Genomic DNA, 18,258 nt, shown 5'->3' on the forward strand with positions numbered 1-18,258 from the left:
TTCCTTTCAACTATACAGATTTTTCTAATTTTGTTTCAATTTATAATTTAAAGACCGGGCACTTGATTTTCTACCCGGTCCTAAGCTATTTTGCAATTTAAGAACTAATCTCTTGGCTTTGGAGCATCAACTGGGCATACATTTGCGCATGCACCGCATGAGATGCATTCTTCTTCGTTGATTACATACTTTCCATCGCCAGGAGATATGCACTGAACAGGGCATTCGCTCTCGCATGCGCCGCATGAAATACAATCATCTGTGATGTAATATGCCATTTTATCTTTGCCTCCCTTTTGAAATTAGATTTACTTCTATAATAATACCACGATTTTGAGGTTTTTAAAATAGATTTTTAATTAGGTTTGTAAAAGGAAAGAATTAAGCAAAAGATTTTTAAGAAAAATAAGATATGAGGAGGTGAAAGCGTAAAGATGAAAAAAATATTTGCATTTTTGAGCATCCTATTTTTTCTGAATTTTTCAAGTGCCTTTGCACAAACAAAGATTTATACAATCCAAACCGGAGACACTCTGTGGAGTATAGCTGTTAAAAATCAGGTTGGTATAAGCGAACTTTTAGCGGCAAATCCACAGATTAAAAATCCAAATTTAATATTTCCCGGACAAAAGATAAACATCCCCAATCACTCCGATTTTAAATTATTTGAAGATGAAGTAATAAGGCTCACAAACCAAGAGCGCGCAAAAGCTGGGCTTGCGGTATTGAAGCCAAATTGGCAGCTTTCACGCGTTGCCAAATACAAATCTCAGGATATGGCAAGCAAAAACTATTTTTCACACTATTCCCCAACTTATGGCTCACCATTTAAGATGATGGAAAGTTTTGGTCTCAAATTTTCTGCAGCAGGGGAAAATATTGCGTACGGGCAAAAATCTCCTCAAGAGGTTGTTCGTTCATGGATGAACTCCCCAGGTCACAGAGCAAATATTCTAAGCCCCTCTTTTACTGAAATTGGTGTTGGGGTTGCCAAAAACAGCAAGGGAGTTTTGTACTGGACCCAGATGTTTATAAGACCGTACTGAGGGTTAATTTTGGATTAGAATAAAATGCTTGAAAAGTAATAACTGGGGACCAAAAAGAGTGTATCTTTTAAAAATAGTCCCCAGTTTTTATTTATACAAGAAAAAAATCTGTAGCTTATTTCAAAGCATTTTTTTCTATATGTTCTGCCTTGCTGTTTGTTTTAAAGTTTCTCAAATCAAACTAAATTTTTGTTATCGTTACCTCTATCCTTTTATTTATGCTATAAATTATTATCTACTCAAAAATCTGCCGTTCATAAATACGACTATTGCCTATTATTTGTATTCATGATAAAATAAAACTATTCTCCAAAAATAAAATATGACAAAGCCTCATTACTTAATTGCTGAAGGAGGTACACCATGAAAAAAAGAAAAGCAACTATAATAAGCTTTATTTTGATTATAATTCTCATAATAGCCTTTGTTACTACATTTATACCAACATTACAACTAAAAACAAAAAATATGAAGGTAAAAAAGGGAAAGTGGGTAGATGTATATTACGAAAAAGAAGAAATAGCTGCTTTAGATTGTTTTAATTTAGCAGAACAGAGAGCAGAATATCTTATGGGCAAATTAGTTATTAAAGAAAAATCTAAAATAAAAATATTTATTTATGACAAACAATCCACGTTCCAAACTAAAAAATACGGATTAATAACTCTTCTTTTTAACCTTGATTGGTATATCGGCGACAACATAGGTTCAACAGTTATATTAACCTCACCTTCAAATCCAGGAAAATTACACAACTATGAAAGTGTTAAACAATCACTTCTGCATGAAATGGTTCATGCCTATGAATATTTAATCAATCCAAAAATTAAAAAATGGCTAAATGAAGGTGTCGCCTTATATTTAACCAACGGCGGACAATTGAAAAAAGGAGAATTAAAAAACATTAAAATTCCTTCATTTGAAGACATCCAAACAGAAAACCCAATCAAATTTGCAAATATAGGCGGATATATTCTTGCAGATACTTACATTGAATACATAGACAGAAAATATGGTTGGCACAAGGTACTACAATTATTAAAGACTAACAACTATAGGAAAATTTTTAAAAAGGCAGATAAAGAAATATATGACGAATGGGTAAATTATATAGTAACAGCTTATCAATAAAAATGAAAAGCCTTACTTAATAATTCATGTTTTGTGATTAAAATGTAACTCTTAGAAAATCAGATGAAGTACTGCTCAATGTGAAATAAAATATTAATTATTATTGCTACTTTTGCTTTATACATTAATATATGTAATTTACTACTTCTGATATAAAAAGCAAGCAGGGGCTGTCAAAAATTATTTTGAGATGGACAGTCCCTGCTTTATATTTATTTCCCCACTTTTTCTTTGCAAAGCTTATACTCCAGTGAGTCAACAAGTGCAATCCAGCTTGCATTTACAATGTCGGTTGAAACACCTACAGTTGTCCATGTGTCTTTGCCGTCTGTTGACTCAATCAGAACTCTTACCTTTGCAGCAGTTGCAGTCTCAGCATTCAGTACCCGTACTTTATAGTCAACAAGATGAACCTCTTTTAGTTCGGGATAGAACTTTTCCAAAGCCTTTCTCAAAGCACTATCTAAAGCATGAACAGGACCATCACCTTCTGCAGCAGTGATTGCTGTAACCCCATCTACTGCAATCTTTACAATTGCAGATGAGCTGTACTCTACTGCCGGTTCATTAATGAGAACTTTAAATTCTTTGAGAGTAAAGAACGGCTGGTAAAGTCCCAGTTTTTTTCTAATTAGCATCTCGAATGAAGCTTCTGCCGACTCAAACTGATATCCTTCATTTTCAAGGCGCTTTAGCTCATCAATAATCTCTTTTGTGACAGGTGAGTCTTTTGTAACTGTCGGGTCAATCTCGCGAATCTTGTCAAGAATTGTAGCCCTTCCTGCAACCTCAGACAGTACTATTCTTCTTGTGTTTCCAACAATCTCAGGGTTAATATGCTCAAACGAAGCTGGATTTTTCTTGACAGCGTCAATGTGCATACCAGCCTTGTGAGTAAACGCATAAGCTCCAACATATGGTGCGCGCTCGTTTGGAATCATATTAGCAATCTCAGCAACATACCTTGAAAGAGATGTAAGGTGCTTGATATTCTCATCAGGGATACACTTAAACCCAAGCTTTAGCTGAAGATTTGGAATGAGCGTGATAAGGTCTGCGTTCCCACACCTCTCACCATATCCGTTTATAGTTCCCTGTACCTGACGAGCTCCTGCCAAAACAGCCATGACCGAGTTTGCAACAGCCATGCCTGTGTCGTTGTGACAGTGAATTCCAATCAATGTCCCAGGAAACATCTCAACAACTTCTTTTGTGATGTTGTAAATATCCATTGGGAAGGTGCCACCGTTTGTATCGCACAGGTCCAAAGAATCTGCTCCTGCTTCCTTTGCAACCTTTAAAGTCTCCAAAGCGTATTTTCTGTTATTCTTGTACCCATCAAAAAAGTGCTCTGCGTCAAATACAACATACTTGCCTAAGGACTTTAAATATTTTATTGTATCATAAATCATCTGAAGATTTTCGTCCTCTGTTGTTTTCAAGACCTCTTTGACATGAAAATCCCACGACTTGCCAAAGATTGCAACAGCTTCGGTGTCAGCTGCAATTAATGACTGGATGTTAGGGTCATCTTTCACGTCAATTCCCACTCGCCTTGTTGAACCAAAGGCGATAAGCTTTGCGTTTTTCAATTTCATCTTTTTAACTCTTGCGAAAAACTCCTGGTCTTTGATGTTAGAACCGGGATTCCCTGCCTCGATGAATTTTACACCAAATTTGTCAAGTCTCTCTACAATCTTGAGCTTATCTTCCAAAGTGTATGAAATTCCACCAGCCTGAGCACCGTCTCTTAAGGTTGAGTCATAAATGATGATGGTCTTATTATCTTCCACTTCATTTTCCCTCCTTTTTGATATCAAAAAAGCCCAGCCTGTGATTTTTAGGCTGGGCTTTTAAAATTCAATCTCAAATTTGATTGCAAATTCTAAAGATGCCCTAAGGGTCTTTTCAAAAACCCTCTTTGCTCATACACAGGCCAAAATGGGTGCAATGCGGCATATGAAATTTTATAAATCCACTTAATTATTCTCTTTCTAATTATTGAAATAATGCTAACTATTGTGATTGCGCCGCATATTCGTATTATCATTTTTTGCACCCCTTTGACCTTTTCGATTTTTATTTGCTAATTATTTTAAACCCAATTTAAAAAATTGTAAAGAGTCAATTTTACTCCTCTGAAATTTTATACAGCATCTTATTTATAGCATTTACATACGCCTTTGCGCTTGCTTCTAAAATATCTGTAGATAAGCCTCTTCCCAAAAACGCTTTGCCATCCTTCTTAATTCTGACTGTTACCTCGCCAAGAGCATCCTTGCCCTGGGTGACAGCCTTTATACTGTAATCATCAAGTTCAACCTGAAGCCCTGTTATTCTGTCAATTGCCTTGAAGATTGCATCAACAGGACCATCACCTGTTGCCGCCTCTTCAAGCTCTTCATCACCTGATTTTATTTTCACAGATGCGGTTGATATAAGACCATTTCCGCTTATTATCTGGAACCTCACAAGCTCATATGTCTCTGGAATATTGAGCGACTTTTGTTCTAAAAGTGCCTCAATGTCTTTGTCAAGCACAACCTTCTTTTTATCTGCCAAAACTTTAAACTTTTCAAACGCAGCGTCAATCTCTTCTCTTGTGAGGTCTGTATATCCAAGCTCTTTGAGCCTTTCTTCAAACGCATGTCGACCTGAATGCTTGCCAAGTACCATCCTGTTTTTCGGAAGACCAATTGACACAGGGTCAATAATCTCATATGTTGTTCGTTCTGACAACACTCCATGCTGATGTATACCAGACTCGTGCGCAAAAGCATTTGCACCCACAATTGCCTTGTTTGGCTGAACAAATACGCCCGTTAAAGAGGATACGAGCTTGCTTGTTCGGTAGATCTGAGTTGTGTCAATTAAAACATCCACATCGTAAAAGTCTTTTCTTGTCTTGAGAGCCATTACAATCTCTTCTAAAGCAGCATTTCCAGCTCTTTCTCCAAGTCCGTTTATTGTACATTCAACCTGATGAACACCTTCTTCTACCGCTGCAAGTGAGTTTGCAACAGCAAGACCAAGGTCGTTGTGGCAATGAACTGAAATCTGGACCTTGTCAATGTCAGGAATGTTTTCTTTTATTGCTCGAATAATTCTTTTCATTTCTTCTGGTGTTGTGTAGCCAACTGTATCAGGAATGTTTATAACTGTTGCACCGGCTTTTATAACAGCATCAAACACCTTTATCAAAAATTCAATCCTTGAACGTGTTGCATCCTCACATGAAAACTCAACATCAGATACATATTTTTTTGCATATTTTACCATGGCAACTGCTCGCTCAAGTACCTCATCTTCTGTCATTTTGAGCTTGTATTTCATATGAATATCACTTGTTGCGATAAATGTATGAATTCTCGGCGCCTGAGCATTTTTTAGTGCTTCATATGCTCTGTCTATGTCTTTTTCAACTGCTCTCGCCAAAGATACTATTACTGCATCTTTTATATTTTCAGATATTACTTTTATTGCCTCAAAATCACCCGGAGAGGCTATTGCAAATCCTGCTTCTATCACATCAACTTTGAGCTTTTCAAGCTGTTTTGCAATCTCAAGTTTTTCATTGACGTTGAGCGACACACCTGGTGTTTGCTCACCGTCTCTGAGCGTGGTATCAAATATCTTTATAACTCTTTTTCCCATTAAAAACCCCTCACCCTTATTCTTTAATCGGTTTTATCCAAGGCATCATCTTTCTGAGCTCTTTACCAACCTGTTCAATTAAAAGATTTTGTTCTCTTCTTCTTATACTATTGAACTCAGGTCTTCCTGCCATGTTTTCTAATATCCATTTCTTTGCAAATGTGCCGTTTTGAATCTCTTCTAATACCTTTTTCATCTCTTTTCTTGTCTCTTCTGTGATAATTCTCTTGCCTGTCATGTAATCGCCATATTCTGCTGTGTCTGAGATTGAGTATCTCATGAGTGACAGTCCGCCCTGCCAAATCAAATCAACTATGAGTTTCATCTCATGCAGGCATTCAAAATACGCAATCTCTGGCTGGTATCCTGCTTCAACCAGTGTATCAAACCCGGCTTTGATAAGCTCTGTAAGACCACCACATAAAACTGCCTGTTCACCAAAAAGGTCTGTCTCTGTCTCTTCTTTAAATGTGGTAAGGATTATTCCAGCCCTTGATGCTCCAATACCTTTGGCATATGCCAAAGCAATATCCAATGCTTTTCCTGTATAGTCCTGATGTACAGCAACTAAAGCTGGTACACCTTTTCCCTCTTCATACTGGCTTCTGACAGTGTGGCCTGGTCCTTTCGGAGCTATCATTATAACATCAACATATGGTGGTGGAACAATCTGACCAAAATGAATATTAAACCCATGTGCAAATGCTATTGCCTTTCCTTCTTTTAAGTTAGGTGCTATACTCTCTTTAAATAGCTTTGGCTGTTTTTCATCATTTACAAGAATCATGATGACATCTGCCACTTTTGTTGCCTCATCAGCTGTCATAACTTTAAGACCATGACTTTCTGCCTTTGCCCAAGACTTGCTGCCATGATATAGACCAACAACTACATTTACTCCAGAATCTCTCAAGTTCAATGCATGTGCATGTCCCTGACTACCAAAACCAATCACTGCAACTGTCTTGTCCTTAAGTAGGTCTAAATTGCAATCACTATCATAGAATATCTTTGCCATCTTTACTCATCCTCCTCAGACTTAGATTTTGATATGACTTTATTCCCTCGCTCTATCGCAATAAGTCCTGTACGGACTACCTCGCGAATACCATATTGCTTCAAAAGCTCAATTAGCGCTTCAATCTTGTCCTCATCACCTGAAATCTCAATTGTAAGCGTTTCTTTCGACACATCAACAATGTTTGCTCTGAAAATCTCTGTTATTTGAATAATGTCTGAACGTGTCTGAGAATTAGCATTAACCTTTATAAGCGCAAGCTCTCTTTCAACAGCCTCTTTCGGGTTTAGTTTTTTGATTTTTATAACATCAATAAGTTTATTCAGTTGTTTTGTCACCTGCTCGACAATGTAGTCATCTCCATTTACAACAATTGTCATGCGGGATATTGTTGGGTCTTCTGTCACGCCAACAGCAAGGCTGTCTATATTAAAACCTCTTCTTGAAAAAAGCCCTGCAACGCGGGACAGTACACCCGGGTGGTTCTCAACCAAAACAGAAAGTGTGTACTTCACCTTCTTACATCCCCCTATCACCAAAAATTTTGGTAAACTCAATTAAACCCTTAAGGTATAGTTGGCTCATCAGGGCTTGTCACAACTTCAAGCAAAAATGGACCCTTGTGGCTTTTCATAATCTCAATAGCCTCTTTTAACTTTTCCTTGCTCTCAAGTCTCATACTCTCAATGCCATATGCTTTTGCTAATATCATAAAGTCAGGGTTACCATCCAAGCATGTTGCAATAAATCTGCCTGTACATCTTTTCTTCTGAAGCTCATATACCATTCCAAGCCTTGTGTTGTTGAAAAGGACAATTTTAATCGGCACCTGTTCTCTTTTAATGGTAGCAAGCTCCTGCAAAAGCATCTGGAAACTTCCATCGCCAGTGATGCTAATCACTTCTTTGTCTGGTCTTCCAAACTTCGCACCAATTGCCGCAGGAACTCCATATCCCATTGTGCCAAGTCCACCCGAAGTTATAAAGGTTCCTGGTTCTTTGATATATAGATTATGAGCCGCCCAAATCTGATGCTGACCAACATCTGTTGTGATTATATAATCTCCGTTGTATGCCCTTGAAATTTCTCTTAGCACATCATAAGGATGAAGCTTGTCATCATCTGGAAGAACTTTCTTCTGAGCTTTTATCTCATAAGCCCAAAAATCTTTTCTTTCTGAAATTCTTTTATTAATCTCTGAAAGCACCTGTTTTGCATCGCCAACAATTGGAATGTTTGTATCAACATTTTTTCCTATCTCAGCAGGGTCAATGTCTATATGAATAATCTTCATATTGTCAGTAATTTTTGTATCACCCAAGGCCCTGTCTGCAAGCCGCGCACCTATCACAATTAAAAGGTCTGCCTGTCTGAGCGCCAAATTTGCCTCTTTTTGTCCATGTGAACCTATCATGCCAAGATAATAAGGATGGTCTGTTGGAATAGAACCAATTCCCATCAAAGTTGAAATTACAGGAATTTTCTGCCTTTCTATCAAAATTTGCAGCTCTTGTGATGCACCTGATGCAATAACTCCACCACCGCTGCATACAACAGGTCTTTTTGAGTTTTCTATCGCTTCTACTGCCCTTTTTATCTGCAGAGGATGCCCTTTTTCTTTCGGCTTGTAGCCAGGAATATCAATTTCTTTCGGAATTTCAAATTCAATCTCCTGCATCTGAACATCTATAGGAACATCTATCAAAACAGGCCCACGTCTTCCTGTTGAGGCTATATAGAATGCTTCTTTCAACACCTTCACAATCTTCTTGGGGTCTTTTATAAGATAGTTATGCTTGGTAAACGGAGCTGTTGCCCCTGTTATATCCACTTCTTGAAACACATCTTTTCCAATTAAACTTGAATTTACCTGACCTGTGATAGCCACAATAGGAACTGAATCCATATATGCAGTTGCAATGCCAGTTATAAGATTTGTAGCACCAGGCCCAGAGGTTGCAACGCACACACCCACTTTGCCTGTTGTGCGCGCATATCCACTTGCCTCATGAACTGCTGCCTGTTCTGTTCTCACAAGGACATGCTTTATATCAGAGTCATAAAGAGCATCATAAAATGGATAGATTGCCGCACCCGGAATGCCAAATATAATCTCTACACCTTCGCTTTTTAAAACCTCTACCATTGCCCGTGCTACCGTCATCTTCGCCATCAACCAAATCCCACCCTTTATATATGAAAAGTCCGACCATGCTACTTTAATTTGTCGGACAATTGCTTTTTTGCTAATAGCTTTTTGTTATTTTCAAATTAAATTTTGAAATATTTTAGCACGTATTTTTATTCGTGTCAAGGAATTTAGGTGCAAAGACTATTACAATCTTTTTAACTTTTTTTAAATGCTTTTTCAACTATAAAATCTGAAAGGTGTGGAAAAAGGCGGGTAAAAAGCACAAATATATAGTCTTTTTTAGATGTGTAGATCTCTTTTCTGTTCATCTCTATACCTCTGATAATTCTTCTTGCAGCAACATCCGGCGAAAGCCTTGAAAGTCGAATTTCATCTTCTGGATATGGCTTTCCTAAAGCTTTTTTTCTAAAGCTTGTTGAAATAGAACCTGGATATGCATTTAAAATGGTTATATTGTATTTTTTTAATTCAATTCTTGCAACATCAGCCATGACCGACAATGCCGCTTTTGAAGCTGTATAGCCGCTTGTGAATGGCACAGGTCTTTTCACACCAAGCGAACAAATATTCACAATTGTACCTCCTCCTTGTTCTTTGAAAAAGGAGATTCCATACTTCATCATGTAAAAAGCACCAAAAAAGTTAGTATCAAATACCTTTTTAAGATCAAGATCATCTATTTCTTCCACTTCACATCTCAAGCCAACTCCTGCGTTGTTAATTAAGAAATCTGCCGTTTTTAGCTCATCTTTTATGATTTTAAAAACATCTTCACAATCTTTTTTAAAACTCACATCAGCCTTTATTAAAAATAGATTCTTCGAAAACATTGTAAGCTCATTCTGAAGCCCTTTTAAAGACTCTTCTGACCTTGAAATGGCAATAACCTTTGCACCTTTTTCAAGTAAAATCTTTGTCATTTCCTTCCCAAGACCAGATGTTGCACCTGTAATGATAACCGTCTTATTTCTCCAGAAATCTTTTTTCATGCTGCACTGCCACCTTTTTGAATGTTGAAATTGTTAAAATATTAAATTGCATTTAGTATACCATATAAAATTTAATTTTTGAAGAAAATCAAAAAAGGTGGGCATTTTGCAGCACCCACCCTACTCATAATGTGTTCACATTCTGTAAATCTTGACAATTTTCTCTTCTTCTAAAACCTGGTAGATTATTCTGTATTGTATGTTTATTCTTCTTGACAGTTTTCCCTCAAGGTCTCCCTTTAGCTTTTCATATGGAGGAAGATTTTGATAGGGACTTTGCTTCAGTATTTTTAAAATTTCCTTTGCTTTTTTGTCAAGCCCACAAGCCTCCAACTTTTTTGCATCTTTCAACACCTGTTTTGAAAACTTTAGCTTATATCCCATCCTAAGTCTTCCTCGTCTTGCCATTCATTTAATGGGACTTTATCTGCCTCTAAAATGCTTTCTCTTAAATTCGGTATTGACAGTAGATATAAAGTTTCTTGAATAGCATTCCAATCTTCCTCAGAGATGAGAACTACATTCCCTTTTTTGGAAGTTATCTGTATAGGTTCACTACTTATTCTTACCTGTTCCAGAATTTTATATATGTTTTGCCTTACTTTTGTCACAGGTATTGTCTTCAACCCAAATCACCTCTTTTAAAATTTATTGTAACGTATGTCAATTATATTTCAAACACATCTCCCACACCACAAACCTTTAGCTTATTTGCTATATTGTTACCAAAATAAATTAATGTCTCTATCCCAGAGCAGTGAAGAGGTACAAGCTTATAGATTCTCTTTTCCTTGAAAAACTGACAAAGCCTTTGCAAATCATCTTGTTGAAAGTCCTTTGAATGAAATCCACCGATAACTGCAAAGATGCTTTGAGAAAAGCATTTTTCCACTTTTTCTACAATATTTTCAATTCCATTATGACTGCAGCCGACAATAAGTATAAGTTTGTCATCTTCCTTAACTACAAGAGATTGTTCTTCAAAAAACAAATCGCTTTGAAACTGACCATCTTTGAGAATATAAAACTCATTAGATTCCTTACCTGAGGTAACATTCACCACAAAAATACCATCAAATATCTCATAGACATCTTCATTAACAACCTTAAACCTTGCCATGTCAAGCGCTTCAAAATTTTCACCTATAAATTTATACTCCCCTTCTCTTTTGGCAAACTTTTTATCAAAAAATCCATTGTGCACCCAAATATCACAACCTGTCCTTTCAACAAGAAATTTAAGTCCACCTGTGTGGTCATAATGTGCATGGCTAAGTACCACAGCATCAAAATCAAAACCTACATCCATTTTCTCAATGTTTTTCACAATGGCATTTGTCTGCCCACAGTCAAACAAAATCTTTTTGTCATCTTTTTCAATCAAAATCGAAAGACCATGTTCTGCTAAATACCTGCCTTTGAACGTCCAGTTGTTGACAAGTATTTTGGCTTTCATTCTAAAAAAGCCTCTCTTTCTAATTTGCCATTTACTAATCTATACACAAAACATCTTAGTTTACCCTATGGACAATTTCGAGACCAAGTAGCTGCTGCGCATTCTTCCAAAAAATCTTTTCTTTCTCTTCTTCAGAAAGTCTTAAGCTATTTACATACTCAACTTCTCTTTTCTGGTCCTTCCATGGAGAGTCTGTTGCAAACAAAATCTTATCTATTCCATGACTTTTAAAAATCTCTTCGGGATTTTGTATATCAACCTCACCCAAGAAAAAGGATGTATCAAAATACACATCTTCACCTATCAAACACTCAAGCGTCTCATCAAAAAACCTATATCCACCCATATGCGCTGCAACAATCTTTGCACCCGAAAAATCTTTTAAAACTCTTTGAAGTCTTTTAGGTGTACAGTGGTAAGGTGGCCTGAAAGCCGGGTCAACTCCGCTGTGAAAAAGCATTATCATGTCGTTTTGGAAAATTGCATCATAGATTGGATACATCTTTTTGTCATCCACAAAAAAATCCTGATAATCAGGGTGAAATTTTATTCCAGCAAACCCGTTTTCTTTTAACCACCTTATCTCTTCTTTCCACTCATCAAACTCAGGATGAACTGTGCCAAAACAAATTATGTCCTTGTTTTCTTCCATTACCGACAAGGCCCATCTGTTAATTGTCCTTGTTTGCTGAGGTTTTGTTGCAATGGGCAAAACCACGCACATGTCAATTCCAGCATTTTTAGAAGAGTCTTTCAGACCTTGCAGGCTGCCGCTATGATAATATGGCATACCGGAATTTTGTGAAAGCTTTGACATTGCTCTTGGTGCAAGTTCATCTGGAAAACAGTGGGTGTGAAAGTCTATAATCATTTTATTTTCTCCCTTCGCTAAGAAATATCTCCTAATAGAATAATTTTACAAAAGTTTTTGTAAAAATCCAAATTAATTTTATTTTCAGTTTTCTAAACGGTGTTTGAAAAAGATTTTTTGGGTATAAATATCTCTGAGAACAAAAATTTTATAAAAGGAGAGACCTTGTGATGAGCAAAAAGATTGAGAACATATTAAAGTTTGGAATGAAGATGGAGAAAAATGCGCAAGACTTTTATTCTTTCTACGCAAATAGCCTACAGGATGAAAATCTAAAAAAACTTTTTGAAGAGTTTGTAAAGATTGAACAGGAACATTACAAGTATCTTGAGAATATTCTAAAAAGTCTGGGTAGTCAAGAACCACCTATATCAATCTCATGGGTTGTAGATGACCAAAACAAGATGGTTGACCCACATATACTTGTCGACAATTCAAAAATCTTGGAAACAGATTTTTCAGACCTTACAATATTGAGGCTTGCATATCTTATTGAGAGCGACTTTGCTGCATTTTACAAACACGCTGCTGAAAAGGTTGAAGACAGCAATGTAAAGGGTTTGCTTTTGCACCTTGCAAAGTGGGAAGAGGAACATGAAAAATTCTTTAAAGATAGGTACCACAGTCTTATGAAAAAGGAGTGGGAAGAACTGGATGTGTTTTAAAACACACTTTGAATAGCTATAAAGGTTTAACACTGGTTTATAAATCTAAGAAAAGCAACAGGGGGCTGTCCAAAAAAGGACAGCTCTTTTTGGTTTTTGTGGTATAATAAATGATAAAAATTAAACAATTTGAAAAGATATAAGGAGAAAATTGTAAAATGTCAAGGATTGAGAAAGACTTTTTGGGAATCGTAGAGCTTTCTGACCTTGAGCTTTATGGCATTCACACAAAACGCGCTTTTGCTAATTTTAACGTCTCTGGAAAGAGCGTTGACAAAGATTTAATAAAAGCGCTTGTCATGGTCAAAAAAGCGTGCGCAATTGCAAATTATGAAGTTGGTCTTTTGGATGAAAAAATTAAAGACGCTATTGTCTTTGCATGTGACGAAATTCTGGCTGGAAAATATGATGACCAGTTCATTGTAGATAGATTCCAGGGCGGTGCGGGAACATCTACAAATATGAATGTAAACGAAGTTATTGCAAACGTAGCCTTAATTCACATTGGAAGAAAACCGGGTGAGTATGACATAATTCATCCAATCAACCATGTTAATATGTCACAGTCAACAAACGATGTGTACCCTACAGCCTTGCGAATTGCCACTATATGGAATGTAAGAGAACTTTCAGAAGAATGTGCAGAGCTTCAAAAAAGTCTTCAGAAAAAAGAGCATGAATTTGAAGATGTAATAAAGGCAGGAAGAACACAGCTGCAGGATGCCCTGCCTGTAACACTTGGTCAGGAGTTTGGTGCATATGCCCAATCCATCTCACGCGACAGATGGAGACTTTACAAAGTGGAAGAGCGGCTCAGAGTGGTCAATCTTGGTGCAACTGCTGTTGGCACAGGAGTAAACGCACCTTTGAAATACATTTTCAAGGTGATAGAAATATTAAGAAACTTAACCAAAATTGGCTTGGCAAGGTCTGACTATCTCATGGATGCGACACAGAACGCAGATGTTTTTGTTGAATGTTCAGGGCTTTTGAAAGCATTAGCAGTGAATCTCTCAAAGATTGCAAATGACCTTCGTCTTCTTTCCTCTGGACCAAACACAGGATTAAATGAGATAAACCTGCCAGCTGTTCAGGCAGGTTCAAGCATTATGCCTGGAAAGGTAAATCCTGTTATACCAGAACTTATAAACACAATAGCTTTTCAAGTGATGGCAAATGACTTTGCGATAACATTGGCAGCCCAAGCAGGTCAGCTTGAATTGAATGCCTTTTTGCCTTTGATAGCAAACAATCTTCTTGAAAGTCTTAAGATTCTCAAAAACGGTATTAAAATTTTCAGGCAGCAGTGTATAGATGGTATAACAGCAAACAAAGAAAAATGTTTAGAGTATGCAAAAAAGACTCCTGCTATTGCAGCAACTTTGATTGACAAGATTGGATATGACAAGGCGGCAGAAATTGCAAAAAAGGCTATTCTTGAGAACAAACAAATAATAGATGTTGTCAAAGAGCTAAATATTATGGATGAAAAAGAGGCTCAAGAGCTTTTGAATCCTTTTGAGTTTATAAAGTTTAAAGAATGAAATATTATGGAAAGGACTGACTTTAAGATGAACACAACACCGCGCAGTGAAAGGCTTCACATAGCTATATTTGGCAAGAGAAACGCTGGTAAGTCAAGCTTAATCAATGCAATCACAAACCAGCCAATTGCGATTGTGTCCGACATGCCGGGCACTACAACCGACCCTGTTTACAAATCAATGGAGATTTTGCCGCTCGGGCCTGTTGTTTTGATTGACACAGCAGGAATTGACGATGAAGGCATACTTGGCAAGCTCAGGGTTGAAAAGACCCTGGAGGTTTTAAACAAAACAGATATTGCAATCTTAGTGGTGTCTGATATAGATGATTTGACGTATGAAAAGCAGCTTGCAGCCCTCTTTGATGAGAAAAAAGTGCCAAGAATTGGTGTTTTGAATAAAATCGACAAAGACCCAAACTATAAAGAAAAACTTTCATTTTTGCAATCAACTTTGGGAATGCCATTTTTAGCTGTGTCATGTGTTACTTTAAAAGGCATTGATGAGCTAAAAAATGCACTTTCAAAGCTTGTTCCAGATGTTGGTGAGGATTTGCGAATAGTAGGAGATTTGATAAACCCCGGTGACTTTGCAGTTTTGGTTGTACCAATTGACAAAGCTGCCCCAAAAGGAAGATTGATTTTGCCCCAGCAGCAGACAATAAGGGATATTTTAGATTCTGATGCAATTGCAATTGTGACAAAGGAGTATGAGTTAAAAGAAACTATTGAAAATCTTGGAAAGAAACCTGCGATTGTAATCACAGACTCACAAGCGTTTTTAAAGGTTGATGCAGACACCCCACCTGACATTCCTCTTACATCTTTTTCAATATTGTTTGCAAGATACAAAGGCGATTTGGTGGAGTTTGTTGAGGGAGTCAGGAAAATTAAAGATTTAAAACCTGGGGATACAGTTTTGATTGCTGAGGCATGTACACACCACAGGCAATCAGATGATATTGGAACTGTTAAAATTCCAAGATGGCTTCGCCAGATAGCTGGATTTGATATAAATTTTGAGTGGGTTTCTGGCTACAATTATCCTAAGGATTTGTCAAAGTATGCACTGATTATCCACTGTGGCGGGTGTATGATAACAAGGCGAGAGATGCTATTTAGAATTGAGCTTGCAAAACAGCAAGGTGTGCCAATCACAAACTATGGTATCATGATTGCATATGTGCATGGAATCCTACCAAGGGCACTAAAGCCTTTTGGAATTGAGTTTGAATATTAAAACCCCTTCCAACTTTCCTAGGAAACTGGAAGGGGCCTTTTGCCACTTATTTTATTATAAACTCACAATTCACAACAGCAGTTATTTCTTTATCTACTGATGTTGTATCATTTATTCCATAGTCACTAACTTCAGTTGAATAAAGCGGAGTTATCTGAAAAACACCCATAGAAGCAGATTTTAATCTTTCAACTTGACTTCCTGTGCTCTTTGCAATCTGTTTTGCTCTTCTTACAGAATCTTCTGTTGCTAAAGAAAGCATCTGTATTTTTAAATCTGCAAGCTTTGTATAATAATACTGAGGTGGCATAGACTCAAACTGAACACCGGAGTTTATAAGCTCTGTTGACTTTCGAGAAAGATCTGTAATCTTGTCTACATCTTTTGATGTAATCTGAATGCTTTGCGAAAGCTTGTAGCTATCAACCTTTGTTGAATATATTCCATTTGGAAGCATCTCGTATATTGTTTGAGTTGAAATTGAAGAAAAAATTAAGTCCTTTTCAGAAAGTCCTTTCGAAAGGAAATAGTCTTTCACCTTCTTTTGACTTTCTTCTAAAAGTTTGTAAGCTTCTTTTAAATCTTTTGCCACAACAGTGTACATACCCGTCCACTTGACAAGGTCAGAGCGAAGCTGTTTTTTTGCAGAACCTGTTACTGTAATGACTTTTCTTTCTGCCCTCAAATTTATAAGCCCATTTGATAAAAAGTAAGAAGAGATTGTAAAAGAAATCCCTATAATTAGAGCAACAAGAACATAGGTAACATTTTTATTATTCAAAATTTTAACCTCCATTTTTTTACTTTATTACATTATATCATTTAATTCTTGAGTCTACAACAAAAAAAATCTTTCTAATAATCTTGTGATTTATGTATTATATTTAAGCATATAAAGCACTCCATTTTTTGCATCGTAGATTGCTAAACAAAAATCATATGAATTAAGGTTGATAAGAGTTTTAGTATCGAGGTTTTCATAATCTATAAACCTTGCTGTGATAACCGACCTGTCACCAATTGCTTTCCAAAATCCCTCAGAAATTTTAGGAAGACCAACTTCTTTTGCAAAGCCTCCAAATCCTGTAACATTACCAGAAAAATCTTTAACTTCTCCGCCATATATTAGTGCTTGATATGCTTGACTTAAAGGGAGCTTTTTCCAGCTTTTTTGTTTTTCGATGTATGAAACAAAACTTTTCATACCTTTGGGAGTAAAAACAAATTTGTAAAGTTTCATACCATCATTGTGAAAACCACCATAATCGTCATATATTTTTTCTGAAACTGTACCTCTTGGAAGTCTTATGTTAAAATTTTCTTCGAATTCTTTTACACCGCTGTCTTGTGAAAATAAAAGACTAAACGAAAAAATTGTAAATAAGATAGGCGCTAAGATTATGCTTAAAAAAACTACTGAAAAGTGAACAAATTTTTTCATGGTTTGCTCACCATTTTTATTTTGCTATATTATATCACTAAATCTATGTAACTGCAACCAAAAATTTAAAAAAATAAAAACCACCTGCAAAGTCACAGGTGGTTAAGTCTGTTTGAAACAAATACTCTATAATCCCAATGTTACCCACGTGCCAATCTGCTGAAAACCAATTTTTCTGTATATATTAGCAGCTTTAGGGTTATCACAAAACAAACAAAGTGACTTTCCTTCTTTTATCAAATCACTGCAAAGTCTTTTCATGCAAATAGTAGCATATCCTCTTGAACGATACTCGTGCATTGTGCAAACACTTAAAACCATTGCCATGTCTGCAATTTCTGAACCTGTCCGCGCAGATGATACAACCATTCCATCTTCTTCTATATAATATATCCTGCTTCTTCCCATCAAAACATCCTGTCTTAGCTGTTCAAATGTTGAAGGATTTAAAAATTCTTCTATAGACTGATATAAGTATACTATCAGTTCAAGCTTGTCAAGGTTTTCTTCTAAATTATCCTTATTTATTACCTTGACCTTTTCAAATTCTTCCTGAGAAAGTGATAATTTATTCTTATCTACACTGCTGTCAAGTTTCATAAAAAGTTGTTCTCTTTTATTAAGCACATTCAATGCTTTCAAAAACGGCATAATAACATCCTTTTTGCCAGAAAGAACTTTGCACTTTGTTGTAAGTATTATGTTACAAAATGAGTCAATGTCCCAGCTGTCAGAATCTGAATAGAAAATCAAATCTCTGCGATAGCGAAGAAGAACTGCTTTTAAATTTCCAGATACTATATCAAATTCTCCCCAAACCTCAACAACCGGTGAGTCAAAACCAAAACTCAAGATATCGCCAATTATAAAAATATTCCACTCTTTTTCCTTTCGGACAAAATCCATAAGAGTTTCAAAATCAGCATTTGAGAGTTTTCTTATCATAAAAATCACACTTTCCTGTTTTTTTACAATTATACTACCAAACCTAAATCTAATCAACTAGTTTTGATAGTGTTAAGCGGTTGTAGGGAAAACTTTTTCTTAAAATA

At 36.4% G+C, this 18,258-nt stretch carries 20 protein-coding genes; 5 read left to right on the forward strand and 15 right to left on the reverse strand.

Annotated features, from left to right (window positions below):
* Positions 1 to 104: 104 nt before the first annotated feature.
* Positions 105 to 278, reverse strand: coding sequence for a DUF362 domain-containing protein (locus CALHY_RS10940; protein WP_013404011.1), 174 nt, complete (start codon positions 276 to 278; stop codon positions 105 to 107).
* Between the two features lie 156 nt (positions 279 to 434).
* Here CALHY_RS10940 and safA point away from each other — a divergent pair, with 156 nt between their 5' ends.
* Both safA and CALHY_RS10950 read left to right on the forward strand, forming a co-directional pair.
* Positions 435 to 1,046, forward strand: coding sequence for a SafA/ExsA family spore coat assembly protein (safA, locus tag CALHY_RS10945; RefSeq protein ID WP_013404012.1), 612 nt, complete (start codon positions 435 to 437; stop codon positions 1,044 to 1,046).
* A gap of 363 nt (positions 1,047 to 1,409) precedes the next feature.
* Complete coding sequence (locus CALHY_RS10950; protein ID WP_013404013.1) at positions 1,410 to 2,177, forward strand: gluzincin family metallopeptidase; 768 nt, start codon at positions 1,410 to 1,412, stop codon at positions 2,175 to 2,177.
* A 212-nt stretch (positions 2,178 to 2,389) separates the two neighbouring features.
* Here CALHY_RS10950 and cimA read toward each other — a convergent pair whose 3' ends face one another.
* The 11 genes from cimA to CALHY_RS11000 form a co-directional block, all read right to left on the reverse strand.
* Positions 2,390 to 3,970, reverse strand: coding sequence for a citramalate synthase (gene cimA / locus CALHY_RS10955; RefSeq protein ID WP_013404014.1), 1,581 nt, complete (start codon positions 3,968 to 3,970; stop codon positions 2,390 to 2,392).
* Between the two features lie 92 nt (positions 3,971 to 4,062).
* Positions 4,063 to 4,227, reverse strand: coding sequence for a hypothetical protein (locus CALHY_RS13760; RefSeq protein WP_013404015.1), 165 nt, complete (start codon positions 4,225 to 4,227; stop codon positions 4,063 to 4,065).
* 80 nt (positions 4,228 to 4,307) lie between these two features.
* Positions 4,308 to 5,831, reverse strand: coding sequence for a 2-isopropylmalate synthase (locus CALHY_RS10960; RefSeq protein WP_013404016.1), 1,524 nt, complete (start codon positions 5,829 to 5,831; stop codon positions 4,308 to 4,310).
* A gap of 16 nt (positions 5,832 to 5,847) precedes the next feature.
* Positions 5,848 to 6,849: a ketol-acid reductoisomerase gene (gene ilvC, locus CALHY_RS10965; protein ID WP_013404017.1), complete on the reverse strand. Its 1,002-nt coding sequence runs from the start codon at positions 6,847 to 6,849 to the stop codon at positions 5,848 to 5,850.
* A 2-nt stretch (positions 6,850 to 6,851) separates the two neighbouring features.
* Positions 6,852 to 7,364 carry an acetolactate synthase small subunit gene (gene ilvN / locus CALHY_RS10970; protein WP_013404018.1) on the reverse strand — a complete coding sequence of 171 codons (513 nt, stop codon included), beginning with the start codon at positions 7,362 to 7,364 and terminating at the stop codon, positions 6,852 to 6,854.
* Between the two features lie 50 nt (positions 7,365 to 7,414).
* Entirely contained in the window at positions 7,415 to 9,022 is a 1,608-nt protein-coding gene (ilvB, locus tag CALHY_RS10975) for a biosynthetic-type acetolactate synthase large subunit (RefSeq protein ID WP_013404019.1), read from the reverse strand.
* Positions 9,023 to 9,195: 173 nt separating this feature from the next.
* Entirely contained in the window at positions 9,196 to 9,990 is a 795-nt protein-coding gene (locus tag CALHY_RS10980) for an SDR family NAD(P)-dependent oxidoreductase (protein WP_013404020.1), read from the reverse strand.
* Positions 9,991 to 10,125: 135 nt separating this feature from the next.
* A complete protein-coding gene (locus tag CALHY_RS10985) occupies positions 10,126 to 10,374 on the reverse strand; it encodes a Txe/YoeB family addiction module toxin (protein WP_013404021.1) in 249 nt (82 codons plus the stop codon).
* Positions 10,359 to 10,616 (reverse strand): type II toxin-antitoxin system Phd/YefM family antitoxin, encoded by a 258-nt coding sequence (locus tag CALHY_RS10990; protein ID WP_013404022.1) that lies wholly within the window; start codon positions 10,614 to 10,616, stop codon positions 10,359 to 10,361. The genes CALHY_RS10985 and CALHY_RS10990 overlap by 16 nt, the downstream gene beginning before the upstream one ends.
* A 41-nt stretch (positions 10,617 to 10,657) precedes the next feature.
* Complete coding sequence (locus CALHY_RS10995; RefSeq protein ID WP_013404023.1) at positions 10,658 to 11,446, reverse strand: MBL fold metallo-hydrolase; 789 nt, start codon at positions 11,444 to 11,446, stop codon at positions 10,658 to 10,660.
* A gap of 55 nt (positions 11,447 to 11,501) precedes the next feature.
* Positions 11,502 to 12,317 (reverse strand): amidohydrolase family protein, encoded by an 816-nt coding sequence (locus CALHY_RS11000; protein ID WP_013404024.1) that lies wholly within the window; start codon positions 12,315 to 12,317, stop codon positions 11,502 to 11,504.
* Positions 12,318 to 12,487: 170 nt separating this feature from the next.
* Here CALHY_RS11000 and CALHY_RS11005 point away from each other — a divergent pair, with 170 nt between their 5' ends.
* The 3 genes from CALHY_RS11005 (at position 12,488) to hydF (ending at position 15,765) form a co-directional block, all read left to right on the forward strand.
* On the forward strand, positions 12,488 to 12,982 hold the full coding sequence (locus tag CALHY_RS11005) for a ferritin-like domain-containing protein (RefSeq protein WP_013404025.1): 495 nt from the start codon (positions 12,488 to 12,490) through the stop codon (positions 12,980 to 12,982).
* Positions 12,983 to 13,140: 158 nt separating this feature from the next.
* The gene (locus CALHY_RS11010; RefSeq protein WP_013404026.1) at positions 13,141 to 14,526 is read left to right on the forward strand and encodes an aspartate ammonia-lyase; all 1,386 of its coding nucleotides are present in this window, start codon (positions 13,141 to 13,143) and stop codon (positions 14,524 to 14,526) included.
* A 27-nt stretch (positions 14,527 to 14,553) separates the two neighbouring features.
* Positions 14,554 to 15,765, forward strand: coding sequence for a [FeFe] hydrogenase H-cluster maturation GTPase HydF (hydF, locus tag CALHY_RS11015; RefSeq protein ID WP_013404027.1), 1,212 nt, complete (start codon positions 14,554 to 14,556; stop codon positions 15,763 to 15,765).
* Positions 15,766 to 15,811: 46 nt separating this feature from the next.
* Here hydF and CALHY_RS11020 read toward each other — a convergent pair whose 3' ends face one another.
* From CALHY_RS11020 to CALHY_RS11030, 3 genes are all read right to left on the reverse strand, one after another.
* Entirely contained in the window at positions 15,812 to 16,546 is a 735-nt protein-coding gene (locus CALHY_RS11020) for an SIMPL domain-containing protein (protein WP_013404028.1), read from the reverse strand.
* Positions 16,547 to 16,636: 90 nt separating this feature from the next.
* Complete coding sequence (locus CALHY_RS11025) at positions 16,637 to 17,206, reverse strand: hypothetical protein (protein WP_013404029.1); 570 nt, start codon at positions 17,204 to 17,206, stop codon at positions 16,637 to 16,639.
* A gap of 126 nt (positions 17,207 to 17,332) precedes the next feature.
* Positions 17,333 to 18,151 carry a GNAT family N-acetyltransferase gene (locus CALHY_RS11030; RefSeq protein ID WP_013404030.1) on the reverse strand — a complete coding sequence of 273 codons (819 nt, stop codon included), beginning with the start codon at positions 18,149 to 18,151 and terminating at the stop codon, positions 17,333 to 17,335.
* Positions 18,152 to 18,258: the final 107 nt, after the last annotated feature.

The sequence above is a fragment of the Caldicellulosiruptor hydrothermalis 108 genome (genome assembly GCF_000166355.1).
Lineage (GTDB): Bacteria > Bacillota > Thermoanaerobacteria > Caldicellulosiruptorales > Caldicellulosiruptoraceae > Caldicellulosiruptor > Caldicellulosiruptor hydrothermalis.

Excerpts from the sequence above, each read along its gene's own strand:
- CALHY_RS10940 (WP_013404011.1), bottom strand. The coding sequence starts at position 278 with ATGGCATATTACATCACAGATGATTGTATTTCATGCGGCGCATGCGAG.
- safA (WP_013404012.1), top strand. The coding sequence starts at position 435 with ATGAAAAAAATATTTGCATTTTTGAGCATCCTATTTTTTCTGAATTTT.
- CALHY_RS10950 (WP_013404013.1), top strand. The coding sequence starts at position 1,410 with ATGAAAAAAAGAAAAGCAACTATAATAAGCTTTATTTTGATTATAATT.
- CALHY_RS13760 (WP_013404015.1), bottom strand. The coding sequence starts at position 4,227 with ATGATAATACGAATATGCGGCGCAATCACAATAGTTAGCATTATTTCA.
- CALHY_RS10960 (WP_013404016.1), bottom strand. The coding sequence starts at position 5,831 with ATGGGAAAAAGAGTTATAAAGATATTTGATACCACGCTCAGAGACGGT.
- ilvC (WP_013404017.1), bottom strand. The coding sequence starts at position 6,849 with ATGGCAAAGATATTCTATGATAGTGATTGCAATTTAGACCTACTTAAG.
- ilvB (WP_013404019.1), bottom strand. The coding sequence starts at position 9,022 with ATGGCGAAGATGACGGTAGCACGGGCAATGGTAGAGGTTTTAAAAAGC.
- CALHY_RS10980 (WP_013404020.1), bottom strand. The coding sequence starts at position 9,990 with ATGAAAAAAGATTTCTGGAGAAATAAGACGGTTATCATTACAGGTGCA.
- CALHY_RS10985 (WP_013404021.1), bottom strand. The coding sequence starts at position 10,374 with ATGGGATATAAGCTAAAGTTTTCAAAACAGGTGTTGAAAGATGCAAAA.
- CALHY_RS10995 (WP_013404023.1), bottom strand. The coding sequence starts at position 11,446 with ATGAAAGCCAAAATACTTGTCAACAACTGGACGTTCAAAGGCAGGTAT.
- CALHY_RS11000 (WP_013404024.1), bottom strand. The coding sequence starts at position 12,317 with ATGATTATAGACTTTCACACCCACTGTTTTCCAGATGAACTTGCACCA.
- CALHY_RS11005 (WP_013404025.1), top strand. The coding sequence starts at position 12,488 with ATGAGCAAAAAGATTGAGAACATATTAAAGTTTGGAATGAAGATGGAG.
- CALHY_RS11010 (WP_013404026.1), top strand. The coding sequence starts at position 13,141 with ATGTCAAGGATTGAGAAAGACTTTTTGGGAATCGTAGAGCTTTCTGAC.
- hydF (WP_013404027.1), top strand. The coding sequence starts at position 14,554 with ATGAACACAACACCGCGCAGTGAAAGGCTTCACATAGCTATATTTGGC.
- CALHY_RS11025 (WP_013404029.1), bottom strand. The coding sequence starts at position 17,206 with ATGAAAAAATTTGTTCACTTTTCAGTAGTTTTTTTAAGCATAATCTTA.
- CALHY_RS11030 (WP_013404030.1), bottom strand. The coding sequence starts at position 18,151 with ATGATAAGAAAACTCTCAAATGCTGATTTTGAAACTCTTATGGATTTT.